General features: G+C 71.7%; 21 protein-coding genes. 6 read left to right on the top strand and 15 right to left on the bottom strand.

Annotated features, from left to right (window positions below; all coding sequences use genetic code 11):
• Positions 1-1,001, bottom strand: a 1,001-nt coding sequence (locus ABZ215_RS38480; protein WP_354955489.1) for a cbb3-type cytochrome c oxidase subunit I, incomplete at its 3' end; no start/stop codon positions are given.
• 110 nt (positions 1,002-1,111) lie between these two features.
• Here ABZ215_RS38480 and ABZ215_RS38475 point away from each other — a divergent pair.
• Positions 1,112-1,945 (top strand): phosphotransferase, encoded by an 834-nt coding sequence (locus ABZ215_RS38475; protein WP_354955487.1) that lies wholly within the window; start codon positions 1,112-1,114, stop codon positions 1,943-1,945.
• 10 nt (positions 1,946-1,955) lie between these two features.
• Positions 1,956-2,669, top strand: coding sequence for a maleylpyruvate isomerase family mycothiol-dependent enzyme (locus tag ABZ215_RS38470; RefSeq protein WP_354955485.1), 714 nt, complete (start codon positions 1,956-1,958; stop codon positions 2,667-2,669).
• Positions 2,670-3,121: 452 nt separating this feature from the next.
• Here the strand turns inward: ABZ215_RS38470 and ABZ215_RS38465 are convergent, their stop codons facing one another.
• The gene (locus ABZ215_RS38465) at positions 3,122-3,874 is read right to left on the bottom strand and encodes an alpha/beta fold hydrolase (RefSeq protein ID WP_354955483.1); all 753 of its coding nucleotides are present in this window, start codon (positions 3,872-3,874) and stop codon (positions 3,122-3,124) included.
• Between the two features lie 38 nt (positions 3,875-3,912).
• Between ABZ215_RS38465 and ABZ215_RS38460 the strand changes: the two genes are divergently transcribed.
• Entirely contained in the window at positions 3,913-4,449 is a 537-nt protein-coding gene (locus ABZ215_RS38460; protein ID WP_354955481.1) for a GNAT family N-acetyltransferase, read from the top strand.
• Here ABZ215_RS38460 and ABZ215_RS38455 read toward each other — a convergent pair.
• Complete coding sequence (locus tag ABZ215_RS38455; protein WP_020422419.1) at positions 4,446-4,745, bottom strand: hypothetical protein; 300 nt, start codon at positions 4,743-4,745, stop codon at positions 4,446-4,448. The genes ABZ215_RS38460 and ABZ215_RS38455 overlap by 4 nt on opposite strands.
• 16 nt (positions 4,746-4,761) lie before the next feature.
• Positions 4,762-6,195: an MFS transporter gene (locus tag ABZ215_RS38450; RefSeq protein ID WP_354955479.1), complete on the bottom strand. Its 1,434-nt coding sequence runs from the start codon at positions 6,193-6,195 to the stop codon at positions 4,762-4,764.
• 127 nt (positions 6,196-6,322) lie between these two features.
• On the opposite strand from ABZ215_RS38450, the gene ABZ215_RS38445 reads away from it, so the two are divergent.
• On the top strand, positions 6,323-6,886 hold the full coding sequence (locus ABZ215_RS38445) for a helix-turn-helix domain-containing protein (protein ID WP_354955477.1): 564 nt from the start codon (positions 6,323-6,325) through the stop codon (positions 6,884-6,886).
• A 304-nt stretch (positions 6,887-7,190) separates the two neighbouring features.
• Here ABZ215_RS38445 and ABZ215_RS38440 read toward each other — a convergent pair whose 3' ends face one another.
• A complete protein-coding gene (locus ABZ215_RS38440) occupies positions 7,191-8,315 on the bottom strand; it encodes an alkaline phosphatase family protein (protein ID WP_354955475.1) in 1,125 nt (374 codons plus the stop codon).
• A 57-nt stretch (positions 8,316-8,372) separates the two neighbouring features.
• On the opposite strand from ABZ215_RS38440, the gene ABZ215_RS38435 reads away from it, so the two are divergent.
• Positions 8,373-8,579, top strand: coding sequence for a zinc ribbon domain-containing protein (locus ABZ215_RS38435; protein ID WP_017987344.1), 207 nt, complete (start codon positions 8,373-8,375; stop codon positions 8,577-8,579).
• Here ABZ215_RS38435 and ABZ215_RS38430 read toward each other — a convergent pair.
• The 8 genes from ABZ215_RS38430 to nucS all read right to left on the bottom strand — a co-directional run bounded on the left by ABZ215_RS38430 (position 8,573) and on the right by nucS (position 17,299).
• Entirely contained in the window at positions 8,573-10,351 is a 1,779-nt protein-coding gene (locus ABZ215_RS38430; RefSeq protein ID WP_020417821.1) for a 3-hydroxybutyryl-CoA dehydrogenase, read from the bottom strand. The genes ABZ215_RS38435 and ABZ215_RS38430 overlap by 7 nt on opposite strands.
• 482 nt (positions 10,352-10,833) lie before the next feature.
• Positions 10,834-11,508: a dihydroxyacetone kinase phosphoryl donor subunit DhaM gene (gene dhaM, locus ABZ215_RS38425; RefSeq protein ID WP_237339886.1), complete on the bottom strand. Its 675-nt coding sequence runs from the start codon at positions 11,506-11,508 to the stop codon at positions 10,834-10,836.
• Entirely contained in the window at positions 11,505-12,128 is a 624-nt protein-coding gene (gene dhaL / locus ABZ215_RS38420; RefSeq protein ID WP_354710364.1) for a dihydroxyacetone kinase subunit DhaL, read from the bottom strand. The genes dhaM and dhaL overlap by 4 nt, the downstream gene beginning before the upstream one ends.
• Positions 12,129-12,132: 4 nt before the next feature.
• On the bottom strand, positions 12,133-13,134 hold the full coding sequence (gene dhaK / locus ABZ215_RS38415; protein ID WP_354955473.1) for a dihydroxyacetone kinase subunit DhaK: 1,002 nt from the start codon (positions 13,132-13,134) through the stop codon (positions 12,133-12,135).
• A gap of 35 nt (positions 13,135-13,169) precedes the next feature.
• The gene (locus tag ABZ215_RS38410) at positions 13,170-14,162 is read right to left on the bottom strand and encodes a DUF3558 domain-containing protein (protein ID WP_354955471.1); all 993 of its coding nucleotides are present in this window, start codon (positions 14,160-14,162) and stop codon (positions 13,170-13,172) included.
• Positions 14,163-14,209: 47 nt separating this feature from the next.
• On the bottom strand, positions 14,210-14,482 hold the full coding sequence (locus ABZ215_RS38405; protein ID WP_020417816.1) for a hypothetical protein: 273 nt from the start codon (positions 14,480-14,482) through the stop codon (positions 14,210-14,212).
• 13 nt (positions 14,483-14,495) lie between these two features.
• Positions 14,496-16,196, bottom strand: a complete 1,701-nt coding sequence (locus ABZ215_RS38400) for a sodium:solute symporter family protein (protein ID WP_027935833.1) — start codon at positions 16,194-16,196, stop codon at positions 14,496-14,498.
• A gap of 443 nt (positions 16,197-16,639) precedes the next feature.
• Positions 16,640-17,299, bottom strand: a complete 660-nt coding sequence (gene nucS / locus ABZ215_RS38395) for an endonuclease NucS (protein ID WP_026153883.1) — start codon at positions 17,297-17,299, stop codon at positions 16,640-16,642.
• 37 nt (positions 17,300-17,336) lie between these two features.
• Between nucS and ABZ215_RS38390 the strand changes: the two genes are divergently transcribed.
• Entirely contained in the window at positions 17,337-17,873 is a 537-nt protein-coding gene (locus tag ABZ215_RS38390) for an NUDIX hydrolase (protein ID WP_354710368.1), read from the top strand.
• Here the strand turns inward: ABZ215_RS38390 and ABZ215_RS38385 are convergent.
• Both ABZ215_RS38385 and ABZ215_RS38380 read right to left on the bottom strand, forming a co-directional pair.
• A complete protein-coding gene (locus ABZ215_RS38385) occupies positions 17,818-18,978 on the bottom strand; it encodes an MFS transporter (RefSeq protein WP_354955469.1) in 1,161 nt (386 codons plus the stop codon). The two genes, ABZ215_RS38390 and ABZ215_RS38385, sit on opposite strands and share 56 nt — an antisense overlap.
• Before the next feature lie 177 nt (positions 18,979-19,155).
• Positions 19,156-19,929 (bottom strand): enoyl-CoA hydratase-related protein, encoded by a 774-nt coding sequence (locus ABZ215_RS38380; RefSeq protein ID WP_354955467.1) that lies wholly within the window; start codon positions 19,927-19,929, stop codon positions 19,156-19,158.
• Positions 19,930-20,101 lie beyond the last annotated feature (172 nt).

Raw genomic sequence — 20,101 nt, 5'->3', positions numbered from 1 at the left:
GTCGGGACCGCGATCAGGAAGGTCATGAAGGAGAAGAACGGCAGCAGCACGGCGCCGGTGGCGTACATGTGGTGCGCCCACACCGCGACCGACAGCGCCGCGATGCCCAGCGTCGCGAAGACCAGGCCCTTGTAGCCGAAGATCGGCTTGCGCGAGAACACCGGGATGATCTCGGAGACGATGCCGAAGAACGGCAGCGCGACGATGTACACCTCGGGGTGCCCGAAGAACCAGAACAGGTGCTGCCAGAGGATCACACCACCGTTGGCCGGGTCGAACACGTGCGCCCCGATGTGCCGGTCGGCCATCAGGCCCATGAGCGCCGCGGTGAGGATCGGGAAGGCGAGCAGCACCAGGATGCTGGTGACCAGGATGTTCCAGGTGAAGATCGGCATCCGGAACATCGTCATGCCGGGCGCGCGGAGGCAGACGATCGTGGTGACCATGTTGACCGCGCCGAGGATGGTGCCCAGACCGGAGACCGCGAGGCCGGCGATCCACATGTCCGCGCCGATGCCCGGCGAGTGGATGGCGTCCGACAGCGGGGTGTAGGCGAACCAGCCGAAGTCGGCCGCGCCACCCGGGGTCAGGAAGCCGGAGACGGTGATGATGCCGCCGAACAGGTACAGCCAGTAGGAGAAGGCGTTCAACCGCGGGAACGCCACGTCCGGCGAGCCGATCTGCAGCGGCATCACGAAGTTGGCGAAACCGAACAGGATCGGGGTCGCGTACAGCAGCAGCATGATCGTGCCGTGCATGGTGAACAGCTGGTTGTACTGCTCCTGCGACAGGAACTGCTGCCCTGGGCGCGCCAGCTCGGTGCGGATCAGCATCGCCATCGCGCCGCCCACCATGAAGAAGGCGAACGACGTGACCAGGTACATGATGCCGATCTGCTTGTGGTCCGTCGTGCGGAACAACCGCAGCAGCAACGAACCCTTGGCCTCCTGTCGCGCCGGGTACGGACGCGTGACAATCGGCTGCGGGGCTACGGCTGTCACTCCTGCCTCCAAGATCCTCTTCGGTGTGTCAGCGGCCGCGGCGACGCGACCAGTCCGGATCGTATCCCTCGCCCCCGACACTGGTGCGCACCGGCTGGGAAGATCACGCCATGGGAGACCGCTACACGACCGCCGCCGTGGCCGCCGCGGTCGAGGTCGGGCAGCGGTTCCGGCTGCCCGCCGAGCACCCGGAAGTCCTGGCCACGCGGTCGAACGTGCTGGTGAGACTGGGTGCGGTCGTGGCGAGGGTGCCTGCGACGACGCTGGTCGCGCGGCCCGGGGTGCTCCAGTCGCTGGCGCGCGAAGTGGCACTCTCGTCGTTCCTCGAGATGCGGGACGCACCGGTCGTGCCGCCGTTCGAAAGCCCAGGTCCGCACGTCGCGAACGGCCTCCCGGTCACACTGTGGCGTTTCACACGTCACGACCCGGATCACGTCTTCCCCCCCGGCGAGGTGGCCTGGTCGCTGGCCGAACTGCACGCCGCGCTGCGGGATTTTCCGGGCGCGCTGGACGCGCCGGGGCCGCTGGCGGAGGCCCGGTCCTGGATCGCGCGGTTCGACCTGCCCGCGGAGCTGGCGGACGAGGTCGATGCGCTCGAAGCGGTGTTGCCTGAGGCCCGCGCGCAGGCCCTGCACGGCGACGCGCACCCGGGGAACCTGCTGGCCACGGCGAGCGGACCGCGCTGGGTCGACTTCGAGGACACCTGGGCCGGGCCGGTCGCGTGGGACCTGGCGTGCCTGGCGCTGACCAGCAGGCTGGACGGCCGCGCCGCGGTCGCCGCGTACCCGGACGCGCCGGACCCCGACGAGCTGGCGCCGTGGGTGCGGCTGCGCGACCTGTTCGGGGTGTGCTGGCGATTCGCGATCGCGCGCCGGTTCCCGGAACGACTCCCGGAAGCGCAGGCTGACCTGCGGCGATTCAAAACTGTCGGTGGGTCCCGCTAGCTTTCCCGGCATGGAGAAGCCCGGGTACCTCACGGCGTTGCGCAGGGACGGCGGCCGCTTGGCGGAAGCGGTGCGAGACCTGCGTGCGCCGGTGCCGGCGTGCCCGGGCTGGGACGTGGCCGAGCTGGTCTGGCACACCGGCGAGGTCCACTGGTTCTGGCGGCAGATCGCGTCCGGAGCGGTTGCCGGGCCGGACGACTACCGGGAGCCGCCGCGTCCGGCGGACGACGAGCTGGTGGCGTGGTTCGCCGAGGGTGTCGAGGCGCTGGCGGGCGTCTTGGCCGCGCTCGATCCGGCCGAGCCCAGGTGGACGTGGGCGGAGCGGAAGGACGCGGCGTTCATCCAGCGCCGGATGGCCCAGGAGACGGCGGTGCACTGCTGGGACGCGCTGTCGGCGGCGGGGCGGGACGAACCGGTCGAGCGGGAGCTCGCGGTGGACGGGATCGACGAGTTCCTGCGGTTCTTCCTCCCGGACGTCCCGCCGCCCGGCTTCCGGGCGGACGTGCACCTGCACGCGACGGACGGTCCGGGCGAGTGGCTGGTCCAGCCGTCCGGCGCGGGCTGGTCGGTGACGGCCGAGCACCGGAAGGCGACGACGGCGGTCCGCGGGACGGCGTCGGACCTGTTGTTGCTGCTGTGGCGCCGGAAGGCTCCCGAAGACGTCGAGGTACTCGGCGACGCCGGGGCCCTCAAGGAGTTCGTTGATGTTTCTCAACTGAATTAGCCGGGCGGGGCTGGTCGCGGTGGGCTGGGGCGCGCAGGGGCGTTCCGGCTGTGGTGGCTTGCGCGCTGCGGCGCGGCGGCGCCGTGCGCACGACTGCCCGCGGTAGGCAGCCGACTCTCCCCTAGTGAGCTGCCCAGCGAACGCAACCAAGCACCCACACGCGACGGGCCACCAGCCCAGGATCGCCTCGGCAATCCACGACCGGCGCCTCCCGCGCCACGAGGCACCCGCCATCGGACACGACTGCCAGCAGCGGCCGCCTGTCCCCGCAATCAGCAGCGCGACGCTCATCACGGCCAAACCCCACCCAAAGGGCCATCAACTCAAGATCGCCTCGGCAGCACGATCGGCGCCTCCCACGCCGCGAGGCACCCGCCATCGGAAAGGAACGCCCAGCAGCCGGCCGACTATCCCCGCAACCGGCGAAAGCACCCAGCCTCAGCCGAGCCCCCTCACGCGAAAGGCCACCAGCCCAGGATCGCCTCCGCAACCATCGCCGGCGCTTCCAGCGGCGTGAGGTGCCCGGCCTGGGGCACCACCACCAGTTCGCCGCTGGGCAGCGTCTCCGCCATCGCCTGTGCGCCGTCGGGTGGGGTGAGTCCGTCGTCCTCGCCCACGATCACCAGCGCGGGCACGTCGGTGGCCGCCAGCAGCTCGGTGGAGTCCGGCCGGTTGGCCATCGCGCGGGCGGCCCACGCCACGCCCGCCGGGGGCTGGCTGTCGATGAGGTCGCGCACCGTCTCGACCACGTCCGGGCGGGTCTGGCGGGTCTCGACGCTGAGCACGTTCGGCAGCATGGCGTCGGCGAGCCAGCCGGTCACGCCCTCGGACTCCGCGCGCTGCGCCAGATCCCGGCGGGCCTGCGCCGCCTCGGGCGCGTCCGCGGTCGCCTTCGTGTCGATGAGCACCAGCCCGGCGACACGCTCGGGCGCGGCGCGCAGCACGGCCATGGTCACGTAGCCGCCCATGGAACAGCCGCCGAGCACGACCTGCTCGAGTTCGAGCTTGTCGAGCAGGGCGATCACGTCCCGGCCCGCGTCGTCGAGGCTGGGTTCGCGGTCGGTCCCGGGCAGCGGCGTCCGCCCGAGGCCACGCTGGTCGGGCGTGATCAGCCGGTGCCGGGTGGTCAGGCCGCCGCGGACGGGGTTCCACATGCGGGCGTCCACCGGGAACGCGTGGAGGAGGACCAGGGGAAGATCAGCCATACCGAGATTGTGCTGGACCGGCGCGCTACCGTCGCTCTGTGAGCGTCGAGTGGCGGGAGATCCGCACTGACCGCCTGTTGCTGCGGCCACTGGGCCCGGAGGACCGGGACGACGTCGTCGAGATCCAGACCGACCCGCGGACCAACCGCTACCACCCAGCGCCGCCCAGCGAGGAGGAGACCGAGGTCAAGCTCACGGCCTGGCTCGAGCACTGGAAGGCCCACGGGTTCGGCTACCTCGCGGTGGTGCCGCTCGCCACCGGTGCGGTCGCCGGCATCGGCGGGCTGCAGCACCTGGAGTTCGGCGGCGCCCGGCTGCTGAACCTCTACTATCGCTTCCGCCCGGAGGCGTGGGGACGCGGCTACGCCACCGAGATGGCGCGGGCCGTGGTCGACTGGGCGGAGCGGGAGCTGCCCGAGTTCCCGGTGCAGATCAGCGTGAACATCGCCAACGAGCCGTCACTGCGCGTCGCGGAGCGGCTCGGGTTCACCGCCTACACCGAGACCTTCTACGACGGCGCGGTGTCCCGGCACTTCCGGAAGATTCCGAAGCCCGGAGACGCGCGGCAGGCCTAAAAGCGCTTGCGGGTCGGGCCGCGGCGGTCACGTGCGTTCCAGCAGGCGCGGTGCCAGTGCCTGCGGTCGGCCACCGAGCCGAGCTCGTCGGCGGGCCAGGCCACCACGTGCGGCACGCCGGGCTGGATTTCGTGGTCGCACCCGGGACAGCGGTACACCTTGGTCGCCTGGCTGCCCGGGACGCTGCGCACCAGCCAGTCACCGTCCGGACCGGACTCGGCGTGCGCCCAACCGGGAGCCGCCCCGGCGCGGTCGGCGTCGGGGCGGCCACGGTGTGGTCGGTTGCGGCGGGGCACCCGGCCACGGTAACGCCTACGCGGCGCGATCCGCGTCGCGGCGGAAGGTGAGTGCCACCACGAAGGTGAGGCACGCGATCACCACCGAGCCGGTGAACGCGGCCGTCATCCCGGTGACCAGCACGTCGTGCGGCGAGCCGGTCGCGGTGCGGGTGGCCGCGCCGAAGATGGTGACCAGGATGGCGAGGCCGAGGGTCGCGCCGGTCTGCTGCATCGTCTGCAGCACACCACCTGCGGCGCCGGCGTCGCGAGCCGGGACGCTGCCCATGATGATCACGTTGAGCGGCGAGAAGGCCAGTCCCATGCCCAGTCCCATGAGGACCATCGGGCCGAGCACACCGGTCAGGTAGGCGGTGCCGGTTCCCAGCTGCGTCAGCCAGCCCACCCCGGCGATCATCGACAGCGTCCCGGCGATCGCGACCGGCTTGGGCCCGAACCGGGGCAGCAGCCGCGGGATGGCCCGGCTCAGCGCGAACACCAGCAGCGCCATGGGCAGGAACGCGAACCCGGTGCCCAGCGCGTTCATGCCTCGCACGTCCTGCAGGTACTGGGTGAGGAAGAAGAACATCGACATGCCGGCCATCGGGCCGAGGAAGAAGTTGGCGTAGGCGGCGGCGCGGTTGCGGTCGGCGAACAACCGCAGCGGCAGCAGCGGCTCGGCGGTGCGGACCTCGACGGCGAGGAAAGCGCCGAGCAGCACCACTCCGCCGATCAGCGAGGCCAACGTCAGCGTGTCCGACCAGCCCGCCTCGGCGGCGCGGATGAAGCCGTAGACGAGGGCCGCGACGCCCACCGTCCCGGTCACCGCGCCGGGCAGGTCCAGCCGCGCCCGCTGGCGCGGCGGCTCCACCACGAACCGGGCGGCCAGCGCGGCCACGACCAGTCCGAACGGCACGTTGATGAACAGCACGGCCCGCCACGACAGCCACTCGGTGAGCAGCCCGCCGAGGATGAGACCGACCGCGAACCCGGCGCTGGACATGCCGGAGAACAGGGCGAGCGCGCGCAGCCGGGCGCGGGATTCGGTGATGGTCGTGGTGAGCAGGGCCAGCGTGCTCGGCCCCGCGGCGGCGGCGCCGAGGCCTTGCGCGATGCGGGCGACGATCAGCCACTCGGCCGATCCGGCCAGGCCACCGGCGAGCGAGGCCACGGTGAACAGCAGCACGCCGCCGACGAACATCCGCTTGCGGCCGAAGAGGTCGCCCGCGCGTCCGCCGAGCAGCAGCAGACCGCCGAAGACGAGGGTGTAGCTCGACATCACCCAGCTCAGCGAGGCCGCGGTGAACCCGAGGTCGGCCTCGATCCGGGGCAGCGCGACGTTCATGACGGTGATGTCGAGGACGATCATCAACTGGCAGGTGAGCAGGGTTGCCAGCACCACGCCGGGGCGTGGCCGCGCCGCGGTCGCGGCGACAGCCGTGCCGGACGCGGGCAGCGTTGTCTCAGACAAGAAGTCTCCATCGAAAGAGGACGACAGAAGCGGACGAACTCTCCGCTTCGATGGAGCTAGCATATGGAGAACGTCTCCGGTTGCGCAAGGGTATCCGGAGAATGTGTCCGGTTTTGGGGTGAGGCGCATGACGGCACCGCGGCCGATGCGGGCTGACGCGCGGCGCAACTACGAACGGATCCTGGTCACGGCGCGCGAGGCGTTCCGAGAGCACGGACCGGACGCCCCGCTGGACGACATCGCGCGCCGGGCCTCCGTCGGCGCGGGCACCCTCTACCGGCACTTCCCGACTCGGGAGACGCTGATCGAAGCCGTCTACCGCGACGACATCGAAACGCTCAGCTCCGCCGCGCACCGGCTGCTGGAGGAGCACGAGCCGGCGGAGGCGCTGGAGCTGTGGATGCGCGAGCAGGTCGCGTTCGTGCTGCACAAGCGTGGGCTGGCGGCCACGCTGAAGGCGGCGATGGACCGGGACTCCGAGACGTTCGCCGCGTGCAAGACGCTGATCAACGACGCGGCCGCCGTGCTGCTCAACCGAGCGCAGGAAAGCGGCGCCATCCGCGACGACGTGCGGCCGCGCGATCTGCTGCTGCTCGGGCACGGGGTGGGCGTGGCCGCGGAAGGCAGCGACGAGACGGCCGAACGACTGCTCACCGTGCTGCTCGACGGCCTGCGCCGACCAAAGCCCTGACCCGGCGGGGATTCCTGCCTCGAAACTCCGTGCCTTACGGGAATTCGGTCGGCGGGGATGCTATGGCGGCGGCCGGCGGCTCCGCCCGACCCACCTGGCCCGGTCACGACTGACAGCAGCCCGGGCGGAAGCGGCGCCTCAGCGGTGGATGATCGCCAGCAGAACCAGGCGCGGTGCCACAACGGCGGGCAACCGCCAACAGCACCAGCCGCCCAGCGCTCAGCGGCGGCGCCATCGCCAGCGGAACCAGCCGCCCGGCCCCACAACCGCGCGCTACCGCCAACAGCGCCAGCCGCCCAGCCCCTCAGCGGTGGGCGATCGCCAGCGGGACCAGTTGCTCGGCAGGCGTCATCGAGCCGTGTTGGCCTATCAGCTGCGACTCCAGCGGCTCCGCGGTGCGGCGCAGCATCCCGAAGTCGTCCCGGGCCGCGGCTATCACGTCGCCGAAGCGGGAGCGCACCCGGTCGCTCACGCGCGGTCCCAGCCAGCCCGCCGCGATCGCCTCGTCCCGGCGTGTCACCCACGCCCGCGAACCCAGCACCGAGCGCCACGCGGCCAGCACGTCCTCCGTCGCGCCGGGTTCGGTGTACACGTGCCGCACCCGCGGGTCCCCACCGAACACCCGCACTCCGGACCGCAACTCCGGCGTCACGTCGATGTCGATCACGTCCTCGCCCAGCGCGACCATCCCGTGGTCGGCCACCACGGCCAGCACCCGGCCGGGCGGCAGACCGTCCACAAGCGACTCGACGAGCCGGTCGACCTGCCGCAGCTGCATCACCCACGCCGGCGAACCCGGGCCGTACCGGTGGCCGAGCTCGTCCAGCTGGCCGTGGTAGGCGTAGCAGAAACCAGGCGACTCGCGCAGGGTGCGCAGCGTCTCCGCGGCCAGGTCGCCCATCGCGTACACGCCGCGGTACTCCGCGCCGCGCTGCACGGCCCGCGTCAGTGGCGAGTTCCCGAACTTCGCCTCGGCCACCACCACCGCCTCGACACCCGCCGCGGCCGCCCGCTCGAACGTCGTGGGCAACGGCTGGACGTCCTCCGGCCGCAGGTCCAGCTCGCCGCCGCCCGGGTGCTCCCGCCAGCGCAGGGCGTTGAGCACCCCGCAGCCGGGCACCTCGAACGTGTACCCCGCCATGCCGTGCTCCCCCGACGCGACCCCGGTCCCGATCGCGGCCAGCCCGGCGACCGTCGTCGACGGACAGCCGACCGTCAGCGTCCCCTGCGCCAGCTCGGTCAGCACCGGCGCGTCCGCGGCGTGCGCGCGCAACAGCTCCGCACCCAGACCGTCGATCAGCAACACACAGGCACCGGCAGCGTCGGGCAGGCCGAGCGTGTCCACACAACCGGGCACACCCAGCGTCGCGAGCACCGACGGCACCACCTCGGCGAGATGCCCCTGGCCGGACAACGTTGGCAGCTCCACCTGGCCAGCTTGGCAGGAAGGTGGCTCCGAGCGCACGCCTTACCCGATAATGACGACATGCCGACCTACGCCTACCGCTGTCGCGAGTGCACCGGCACCTTCGAGGTGAACCGTCCGATGAGCGAGTCGAGCGCGCCCGCGACCTGCCCCGAGGGGCACACCGACACGGTCAAGCTGCTGACGACCGTCGCCCTGACCGGTTCGGCCGCCGGTGCGCCGGCGGGTGGCGGCTGTTGCGGCGGCGCCTGCGGCTGCGGTCACTGAACGGTGTAGTCCGCGAACCCCTTCCCCGTCTTGCGGCCCAGCCGCCCGGCCGTGACGAGGTGCTCCAGCAGCGGCGCCGGCGCGAAGCCCTCCTCGCGGAACTCGTTGAACAGGGTCCGCTGGATCGCCAGCGACACGTCGAGACCGACGACGTCCAGCAGCTCGAACGGGCCCATCGGCAGCCCGCACCCGACCTTCATCGCGGTGTCGATGTCCGCGGCCTGCGCGTAGTGCGCTTCGAGCATCTTCACCGCGTCGTTCAGGTACGGGAAGAGCAGCGCGTTCACGATGAAACCGGCCCGGTCGCCGCAGTGCACCGGGTGCTTGCCGATCGCCGCGCAGACCGCGTGCGCGGTGGCCACGACGTCGGGCGCGGTGGCGATCGTGCGCACCACCTCGACCAGTTTCATCACCGGCGCCGGGTTGAAGAAGTGCAGCCCGACCACGTCCCCGGGGCGCTCGGTCGCGGCCGCGCACTCGATCACCGGCAGCGACGAGGTCGTCGTCGCGAGGATCGCGCCCGGCTTGGCCACCGCGTCCAGCGCGGCGAACACCTCCTGCTTGACCGCGAGGTCCTCGGCCACGGCCTCGACCACCAGGTCCACACTGGACAGCGCGGTGAAGTCGGCGACCGGCGTGACCCGGGCCAGCGCCGCGGCGCCGTCCGACTCCGACAGCTTGCCCTTCGACACCGCCCGGTTCACCGACTTGGCGATCCGCGCCACCGCCGCCTCGGCCTTGTCGGTGGTGCGGGCGCGGAGCACGACGTCGTACCCGCGCTTGGCGAACACCTCCGCGATCCCGGTCGCCATCGTGCCGGTGCCGATCACGCCGACCGAGCGCACCGGCCGCACCTCGCCGGGGTCAACGGGCGCGACGCCGGGCGCCGAGTCGACGACGACCGGTGAATCCGGGCCCTCGTAGGTGTAGAACCCGCGACCGGACTTCCGGCCGAGCAGGCCCGCGGTGATCATCTGCTTGAGCAGCGGCGCTGGCGCGTGCAGCCGGTTGCGTGACTGCCGGTACATCGACTCGAGGATCTCGTAGGCGGTGTCCAGCCCGATCAGGTCGAGCAGCGCGAGCGGTCCCATCGGGTACCCGCAGCCGAGGCGCATCGCCGCGTCGAGGTCCTCGCGCGTGGCGTAGCGCTGCTCGAACATCCGCACCGCGTGGTTGAGGTAGCCGAACAGCAGGGCGTTGGCGATGAACCCCGCGCGGTCTCCGATGACCACCGGCGTCTTGCCGAGGCGCTCGGCGAACCCGGTGACGTCGGCGATCACGTCCGGCTCGGTGACGACAGTCCGCACGATCTCGACCAGCTTGAGCACGGGCGCCGGGTTGAAGAAGTGCATCCCGACGACCTTGCCGGGGCGGGAGGTGTGCACGCCGATCTCGGTGACCGACAGGGACGACGTGTTCGACGCGAGGACCGCGTCGGGGCCGACGATCTTGTCCAGCTGGGCGAACACCTCGGCCTTGAGGTCGAGGCTCTCCGGGACGGCCTCGATGACCAGGTCGGCGTCGGCGAGGTCGGTCAGCGAGGTGGTGTAGGTGATGCGGGCGAGCAGGGCCGCGCGGTCGTCCTCGTCGAGCTTGCCGCCGGTGAGGGCGCGGGCGGTGGACTGCTCGACGTGCCCGCGGGCGCGCTCCACCGCGGCGGCGTCCACCTCGACGCCGATGACCCGGATGCCGCTGCGGGCCAGGACCTCCGCGATCCCGGAGCCCATCGTGCCGAGCCCGACCACGCCTGCCGTTTCGATCGTCCGCGCCATAGCGGCCTCCGGGTTACTCGTCGGTAGCCCTCGATGGTGCCACGCGCGACGACCGGACGGGAGGTGTATCGAATCAGGTGCACCCGCGCGAGTTCCGCCGCCGCCGGGCTTGGCACCGGGAGACGGGAAAAGGCAGGCGACGGTCCAGTGCCGCTGGACGGGGAACTCGTCGCGCGCGGATGGTGAACCGGGAGCGCGAAGCTCCCGGCCGGCCCGACGGCGAGCGCCGAAGTGCCAGGAGCGTGGCCCCGCAGCACCGGAGCATCGGACTCGCGCCGATGGGCGGCGGGACTCGCCGCGGCGAGTGCGAAACTGCGACCAGCAGCGCGGGACTCGCGACCAGCAGCGTGGGACTCGCGACCAGCAGCACGGGGTTCGCGGCCAGCAGCGCGGGGTCACGGCCAGGGGCGCGCAACGCGAACCGAAAGCGCGGGCCGCGGGTGCGCGCCGCCCGGGGAGGTGCCCAACGACAGGCGAAACCGTCAGGCGGGGTCGCCGAAGTTGTCCTCCACCAGGTCCTGCACCACGCGCAGCGCCTCGGCCGCCTGGGGGCCTCCCGCGCGCACCTGGATCCGGTCGCCCTTCCGCGCGCCGAGCGCCATCAGCGCCAGCACGCTGTGCGCGTCGGCTTCCTGGTCGCCCAGCCGGACGCTCACCTCGGCCTCCAGCGCGGCCAGGCTGCGCGCCAGCACCGCCGCGGGGCGGGCGTGCAGGCCCACCTCGTTGGTCAGCGTGAGCTCCACGCAGTCGGTGGCCGGCTCGGCGGTCGCGGCCAGCTCCGGAGGCGCGGCGGCCGCCGAGGCGGCCTCCAGCACCCCGGCCCGATCGGCTCCGTTCTGCGCCGCCACCGCCGCCGCGACCGTGCCCTCCACCAGCGGCGCGTCCGCCACCACCACGGCGCCCGGGTCGGCAAGCGACTCGACCGCGAGCTCCGCCGTCATCTGCGCGCTGCCCAGGTCGTAGAGCAGCACGACCCCGGACCCGGAATCGGCGCGCTGCACCGCCGCCACGACCGAGTCGTAGTCCGTGCCGATCCCGCCGCCGGGCAGGCCGCCCGCGGGCACGATCGTCACGTCGGGCGCCATCTGCGCGGCGACCTCGGCGACCCCTTCGGCGAGCTTCGCGCTGTGCGACACCAGCACCAGGCCGACGCTCATCGGGCCGCCTCGGCGAACGCGGCGAGCAGCAGCGCCGTCGAGCGCGCGCCCGGGTCGAGGTGCCCCGCGCTGCGCTCGCCCAGGTAGGACGCCCTGCCCTTCCGCGCAACCAGGTCCACAGTGGACTCCGCGCCGGTCGCGGCGCCCTCGGCGGCCGCCGACAGGACCGCCGCGACGTCGCCGCCGCCCGCCTTCTCCGCCGCCGCGACCGCGGGCAGCAGCGCGTCAACCATCGTCTTGTCGCCCTCGACCGCCTTGCCGCGCGCCTGCACGCCTTCCAGCCCGGCCCGCAACGCGGCCACGACCTCCGCCGCGCCCAGCTCCGGCTGGTTCGACACCACGGTCGACGCCCGCAGGAAAGCCGTGCCGTACAACGGCCCCGCCGCGCCGCCGACCTTCGAGATCAACGTCGTCGCCGCGAGCTTGAGCACCCCGCCCGGCGTTTCCGGCACGCCGCCGTCCAGCGCGGCCACCACGGCCTGGAACCCGCGGTTCATGTTCTCGCCGTGGTCACCGTCCCCGATGGCCCGGTCGAGTTCGATCAGCTCGGCGCGGTGCTCGGCGATCACGGCCGCGGCGCCCCGCAACGCGTTCGCGACGCCCTCCGGCGTGCATCCCATGTCCTCAGGCCTTCCAGCGCAGTGCGGCGGTGTTCACCGGCGCGTCCCACAGTTCGGTCAGCTCGTCGTCGAGCTTCAGCAGGGTCAGGCTGATGCCCTGCATCTCCAGGCTGGTGATGTAGGGGCCCACCAGCCGGCGTTCGACCATGATGCCGCGATCGGCCAGCAGCCGCTCGGCGATGCCGTGCGCGAGGTACAGCTCGACCAGCGGGGTGGCGCCCATCGAGTTGGTGAACAGCAGCACCCGGTCGCCCTCGGTGAACGGCAGGTCCTCGACGACCGCCCCGACCATGCGCGCCACCAGCTCGTCGGCGGGCTCGGCCTTGATCCGCTCCCGGCCCGGCTCGCCGTGGATGCCGATGCCGAACTCGATCTCGTCGGCGCCGAGGTCGAAGCTGGGCTCGCCGACGTGCGGCACGGTCGGCGCGGTGAGCGCGACCCCGATCGACCGGACCTGGCCGATGACCTTGCGTGCCAGCGCTTCCACCGCGTCCAGCGAATCGCCCCGCTCGGCCGCGGCGCCGGCGATCTTCTCCAGCAGCACCGTGCCGCCGACGCCCCGCCGTCCCGCGGTGTAGGTCGAATCGGCGACCGCGACGTCGTCGTCGATCACCACGCTGCGCACGTCCAAGTCCTCGGCCGCGGCCAGCTCGCCCGCGGTCTCGAAGTTCAGCACGTCACCGGTGTAGTTCTTGACGATCAGCAGAGCCCCGGCCGCGCCGGTGGTCGCGCTGATGGCGGCCTGCACCGCGTCCGGCGTCGGCGAGGTGAACACCGCGCCGGGCACCGCCGCGTCGAGCATGCCGAGGCCGACGAACCCGCCGTGCAGCGGCTCGTGCCCGGACCCGCCGCCGGAGATCACCGCGACCTTGCCGTCCACCGGCGCGTCGGCGCGCACGACCACGTTGGGGTCCTCCTGGACCCGCAGGATGTCCGCGTGCGCGGCGGCCAGCCCGCGCAGCGACTCGGTGACCACGTCCGCCGGATCGTTGATGATCTTCTTCATGCCCGCCTCCTGACTCCGTCGTCGCCCCTTTCCTATCAGGACTTGGGCAGCTTCGGCAGGATCGTGTCGACGATGCGACGCGCTTTGCCGCACGAGTCGTCCCCGGCGGCGTCGTCGTGGAAGTTGTCGTACTCGAACTTGACCACCTCGCCCTCGCCGTCGCCGGTCCGCAGGTGGGTCCACTCGATGGTGCAGCTGTTGCCCGCCGTGGTCCGTTTCTCCTGGTAGCCGGTGATCCCGCCGCCCAGGTCCACGCGCGTGCCGTCGTCGCCGTCGGACGGCTCGACGGTCTCGGAGATGCGCAGGTAGCCGGTGGCGTTGCCGCCCGACCAGTGGCACTCGTGCAGGCCGCCGGGCCGCTTGGCGGTGCTGCGGCCGAGGACCTCGGCGGCGACGGTGTCGTCCACCAGCGCGCACGGGTCGAGCGGCACGGCCGAGTTCGCCGCGCGGGTCATCCGGGGCGGCGAGCCGTGCATCTTGGCGACGACCTCGCGGATGACGGTCAGGCCGGTGCCGCACGCGTCCCCGCCCTGGTAGGTGACCTGGACGGAGATGCCCATGCCCGGCGTCTCGGAGGTGACCGCGGTGACCACGCAGCCCTCCTCCTCGGCGGTGTCCGGGTCGTCCAGGTCGCGCTCGACGACCGGCAGGCCTTCGACGGTGCCGACCTGGGTCGCGGAGGACAGCAGGAGCGTCTCCCCCATCGTGAGGCTCAGCCGCGCCTCCTTGCCGCCCGCGTCGGTGACCTCGACGGCGCAGCCGTCCAGCCCGGTCGAGTGGAGGCTGTCCTCGACCGGCGTGCCGACGCCGGTGACGGTGTCGCCCTGCAGCATCCCGCACGGGTCCACGGTGCGGAGCGCGTCCAGGCTGACCGCGGCGTCGTCGATCGGGCCGGTGGCGGCGCTGGTCTGCGTGACGGTCGTGCGCGGGAAGTTCTGCTTGCCGAGGTCGGGTCCGGCGCACGCGGAGACGGTCAGGGCGAGCAGGACCACAGGGACGAAACGGCGAGGCCGGGCGACATGGTGCACGCGGTGCACGGTAGCCGCCCGGCCTCGCCGGGATGTTCCGAACCTGCCTATTCGGCCGGGGTCTCGTCGCCTTCCGACACCGGGACCCGGATCGGCCGCACGACCGCCCACAGCACGAACAGGGCGGTGAAGATCAGCAGGCCGATGCCGGCCCACAGGTTGATGTTCACGCCCGCCGCCTTCTGCAGCTCGGCGTCGTCGGTGAACGCGATGCCCATGATCGTCAGGACCACGCCGTAGACGCCGGTCAGCAAAGCGATGATCAGCCGGATGTCGAACGCGCCTGCCCGGCGCGTGCGCGCGGGGGTTTCGCTAGCCATGTGTGCCAACCTCCTAGAAGGCGATGTTCAGCGCGATCGTGATGACCAGGACGATGCCCGCGAGCAGGCCCGGGTTGCGGTACCAGCCCGCGTCCTCGCCGGTGGTGGAGTGCCGGCGCGTCTCCTTCGGGGTGAGCGAGTAGACCAGCCCGGTCAGCTCGGAGGCCTCGCGGGGCTTGGTCACCATGGTCACCGCGACGCTGACCACGATGTCGACCACGAACGCCGCGCCGGCACCGATGAAGCTGGCGCCCTGGCCGGGCAGGTCCCACACGCCGGTCTCGGCGAGCAGGAACACCACGATGGCCGACGCGGTACCGGACAGCAGACCGATCCACGCGGCCGCCGGCGTCATCCGCTTCCAGAACATGCCGAGGATGAAGGTGGCGAACAGCGGCGCGTTGAAGAACGAGAACAGCTGCTGCAGGTAGTCCATCAGGTTGGAGTACTGCGAGGCGATGCCCGCCGTGCCGATGGCCAGGATCGTAGCGCCCGCGGTGACCCAGCGGCCCATGTTCAGGTAGTACGAGTCCGGCTTGTCCTTCTTGATGTAGGCCTGCCAGATGTCGTACGTGAACACGGTGTTGAACGAGCTCAGGTTCGCCGCCATGCCTGCCATGAACGAGGCCAGCAGACCGGCGATCGCGACGCCCAGCACACCGTTGGGCAGCAGGTCGCGCATGAGCAGCAGCAGCGCGTCGTTGAAGGTCGCGCCGCTGGGCGCGGACCCGCCGTCGATCAGGGCCTGCTTGTTCTCGCCCTGCAGCTCGGTGACCGTGACCGCGGCGATCATGCCCGGGATGATCACGATGAACGGCACCAGCATCTTCGGGAACGCGCCGATGATCGGCGTGCGGCGCGCCGCCGACATGCTCTTCGACGCCATCGCGCGCTGGACCTCGACGAAGTTCGTGGTCCAGTAGCCGAACGACAGCACGAACCCGAGGCCGAACACCAGGCCGAGCACGGACAGGAAGTTGCTGCCGAAGCCGGTGAGCTGGTTACCGGGCCAGGAGCTCAGCTGCTCCGCGCCGCCGGGGCCGTTGGTGACCTTGTCGACCAGGCCGTCCCAGCCGCCGACCTTGTAGAGACCGACGATCGTCAGCGGCACCAGCGCGGCGACGATGACGAAGAACTGCAGCACCTCGTTGTAAATGGCCGCGGACAGGCCGCCGAGCGCGGTGTAGGCGAGCACGATGACCGCGGCGATGACGATCGAGAACCAGATCGGCCAGCCCAGCAGCAGGTTCACCACGCTGGCCAGCAGGTACAGGTTCGCGCCCGCGATGAGGATCTGGGCCAGCGCGAAGCTGATGCCGTTCGTCAGGTGGGCGCCGGTGCCGAAGCGGCGCCGCATGAACTCCGGCACGCTGCGGACCTTCGACCCGTAGTAGAAGGGCATCATCACGATGCCGAGGAACAGCATCGCCGGGATGGCGCCGATCCAGAAGTAGTGGGCCGTGGGCAGGCCGTACTGCGCGCCGTTGGCCGACATCCCCATCACTTCGATGGCGCCGAGGTTGGCGGAGATGAAGGCGAGCCCGGTGACCCAGGCGGGCAGCGAGCGGCCGGACAGGAAGAAGTCGATGCTGCTCGACACCTGTTTCCGGGCCAGGTAGCCGATGCCGAGCACCAGCACGAAGTAGAACGCGAGCAACACGTAGTCGATCGCGTGCGCATCAAGTCGCAGGTTCGCTGCGGCTAGGACGGGCACCGATGCCACCTCCGGGAGTCCAACATCTCCGAACAAGAATCACCACGATCGAGTGACGAGCGCACATTACTACGCGGTATCCCAGCCGTGCACGCCAGCGGTCGCGCCTTGACCGTGTCGAGATCAAACCGGTGACAACCCAACCGCGCGGTGTCACCCGCCGCAACTCGGCACCCGATCGTGACCGTGATCCACGTCATGGGAGTTGTGAAACATCGGGGAAAGCGCCGGTTACCGGCTGGTAATGCGCCTTCGATTGCATTTCCCCGCCGCCGTGGAACGGCGGCGTACCAACCGTTGAAACCTTCGAGGGAGGACCCCGGTGAGCCTGAACGACCTGGTCTACGGCTTGATCAACCTGATCAGCGCGATCGTCAACAGCCTTTGACGTGAAACAGGGATTCGCCGCACCACGTCCGGCGTGGTGCGGCGAATTCGCGTGTTCAGAACAAGCGGAGGTCGTCGGATTCGGTGCCGCGGAGGGCGTCGTAGTCCAGCGTCAGGCAACGGATGCCGCGGTCCTCGGCCAGGGTGCGGGCCTGCGGCTTGATCAGCTGCGCGGCGAACACGCCCTGCACCGGCGCCAGCAGCGGGTCGCGGTTGAGCAGCTCCAGGTAGCGGGTCAGCTGCTCCACGCCGTCGATCTCGCCGCGGCGCTTGATCTCCACCGCGACCGAGCCGCCGTCGGCGTCGCGGGCGAGGATGTCGACCGGCCCGATCGCCGTCGGGTACTCGCGGCGGACCAGCGTGTACCCCTCGCCGAGCGTGGTGATGTGCTCGGCCAGCAGCTCCTGCAGGTGCGCCTCGACGCCGTCCTTCTGCAGGCCCGGCTCGGCGCCCAGGTCGTGGCTGATCTCGTCGATCCGCTCCTCGATGGTGATGACGAGCTTCTCGCCCGCCTTGTTCTGCACCGTCCAGACGTCGCCGTCCTCGATGAGCCAGCACGGCGGGCTCATCCAGTTCAGCGGCTTGTAGGCGCGGTCGTCGGAGTGCACCGACACCGAGCCGTCCGCCTTGATGAGCAGCAACCGGGTGGCCATCGGGAGGTGGGCCGTCAGACGGCCGGCGTAGTCCACTTGGCAACGAGCGATCACGAGACGCACCCGGCGAGGGTAGAAGATGCTTCGGCAGACTGGTCGCGTGGATCCCATCGAACGGCTCGGCTCCCGCGAGGTGTACCGGAACAACTGGATGACGGTGCGCGAGGACGACATCCGCCGCCCGGACGGCTCGCCCGGCATTTACGGCGTGGTCGACAAGCCGGACTACGCGCTGGTCGTCCCGCTCGACGGCGACCGGCTGCACCTGGTCGAGCAGTACCGATACCCGCTCGGCCTGCGGCGCTGGGAGTTCCCGCAGGGCACCGCGCCCGGGCTCGCCGAGGTGGACCCGCTGGAGCTGGCGGCGCGGGAGCTGCGGGAGGAGACCGGGCTGGTGGCCGGTTCGCTGACCGACCTCGGGCTGCTGGACGTCGCGCCGGGCATGTCGAGCCAGCGCGGCCGGGTCTATCTGGCGACGGAGCTGGTCGAGGGCCCGCACGAGCGCGAGCACGAGGAACAGGACATGCGCACGGCGTGGTTCAGCCGGGACGAGTTCGAGAAGATGATCGCGCGCGGGGAGATCACGGACGCCCAGTCGATCGCGGCGTACGGGCTCCTGCTGCTGCACGAACGCTGACCATCGCGACGGCGCCGAGGAGCGGGCCGATCGACAGCAGGGCGACCGCGTCGCGCCAGCCGGTGAGGTCGGCGAGCAGCGGGAGCAGCTGGATGGTGATCGCGCTGACGACGAACCCGGCGGCGGTCATCGCGGTGAGCGCGGTGCCGGCGTAGCGCGGGTCGGCGACCTCGGACAGGGCCGCGGAGAACTGCGCGGAGTCGGCGATCACGGCGGCGCCCCACACGAGCAGCAGCGGCGCGAGCAGGAGCGTTCCCCACGCGGCGACGGACAGCAGGCCGCAGGCGGCGCTGGTGAGCATGGCGGCGGTGGTGACGGCTGTGCGGCCGAAGCGGTCGGCGAGGACGCCGCCGAGCAGTGCCCCGGCGACGCCCGCGACGCCGATGGTGGTGAAGCTGTCGCCGTCGCCCGCGGCCGCGACGTAACTGGGCAGCCAGGCCCACAGCGCGTACAGCTCCCACATGTGGCCGAAGTAGCCGAGGCAGACCAGCCGTTGCGCCCGGTCGCGGGCCATGCGGAGCAGGTAGTGGGGTTCCCAGGGCGGTGACGGGCGCCAGTCCGGGCCGGGGCGGACCAGGGTGAGAGCGATCGGGACGGCGAGGAGGGCGAGCGTCGCGGCGATGGCCAGGACGGTCCGCCAGTGGCCGGTGCTGAGGAGGCTGGGCAGCGCGGAGCCGAGGGTCAGCGCGCCGACCAGGACGCCGAGCGCGGTCCCGCGCTGACGCGGGAACCAGGAGACGACGATCTTCATGCCGACCGGGTAGACGGCCGCGAGGGCGAACCCGGTGAGGAACCGGAGCGGAGCGGCCGCGGCGGGACCGGCCGACGGGAACGCGAACGTGGCGGCCGCACCGAGAGCACTGCCGGCGGCGAGGAGGACCTGCGGCCGGGCGCGATCGGCGAGGTTGACGGCGGCGGAGACGACGGCCCCGGTGGCGAACCCGAGCTGCACGGTGATGGTCAGGAGGATCCCCGCCTGCCGCGACAGGCCCCACTCCGCGCGGAGTGCCGGGACCACGGTGGAGGCGGAGAACCAGAGGCTCATGGCGAGCACCTGCACGAGGGCGACGAGGACCAGCTGCGGTCCGCGCCGCCGGAGGATCACTCGTCGTGCTTATTGGCGGCGGGATGGCACGGTCAATTCCGGGGCGCGGTGGTTCATCCGATCGCGTGGAGCGGGTCCCAGGCCGTGGAACGGCGCGGGCGCATCGCCAGGCGCGGAGCGCGGTTCACCGGCTGCTCATAGGCGGCCGGTGAACCGCGAGTGGGAACGCCGGAGTCCTCAGTCGGGCCACTCGGGCTTTCGTTTCTCCAGGAAGGAAGCCATTCCCTCCCGTGCCGACGGTGTTTGCGACGCCGCCGCCATCACCTCGACCGCGATGGCGTACGCGTCGGCCTCCGGGCGGTCCAGCTGGGCGTACAGGGTCTGCTTCCCGAGCGCCTTGCTGGCCCGGCTGCCGCGCGTCGCCCGGGCCAGGAGCTCGGCCACCGCCGCGTCGAGGTCCTCGTCCTGCACCACCCGGTTCACCAGGCCCCACTCCAGGGCCGTCGCCGCGTCGATGACGTCGCCCGTCAGCGCCAGCTCCATCAGCCGCTTGCGCCCGATCGCCCGCGCGACCGGCACCGCCGGCGTGTGGCAGAACCAGCCGCCCTTGCCGCCGGGCAGCGCGAAGCCCGCGGAGGCCGCCGCGACCGCCAGATCGCACGACGCGACCAGCTGGCACCCCGCCGCGGTCGCCAGTCCGTGCACCCGCGCGATCACCACCTGCGGCACCGACTCCATCGTCCGCATCAGCCGGGTGCACAGGGTCAGCAGGCGCCGCACGCCCTCCAAGTCCCGGGACGCCACGTCACCGAAGTCGTGCCCCGCCGAGAACACCGGGCCCGCGCCGGCCAGGACGACGCCCGTCGCGTCGGTCGCCGCCGTCTCCTCGAACGCCGCCAGCAGCTCGGCGAGGTGGGCTTCGGACAGGGAGTTGCGGCGGGCGGCCCGGTTCATCGTGATCGTCACCGTCGCGTCGTCGCGCTTGACCAGGATGTGCTCGTACTCGGCCATGGCCCGACGCTACCTCGCGACGGCCGTGTTGTGGTACCCGAAGACGCGCCGCTCCCGTGCGGTAGCCCGGCGACCCACCCGGGGAGTCTCAATGATCGTGTCAAGCAGCTGTAGGGCTGATGGGCGGCGGTGAGTGGTGGAATTCGCGGCCGTCGCGCAGCAGTGCCCAGAT

Origin of the sequence: Amycolatopsis sp. NPDC006131, assembly GCF_040614175.1 — a bacterium.
Classification (GTDB): domain Bacteria; phylum Actinomycetota; class Actinomycetes; order Mycobacteriales; family Pseudonocardiaceae; genus Amycolatopsis_E; species Amycolatopsis_E tucumanensis.
Note: the sequence above shows the minus strand (reverse complement) of the source record. Positions and strands in the feature narration are given on the sequence as shown.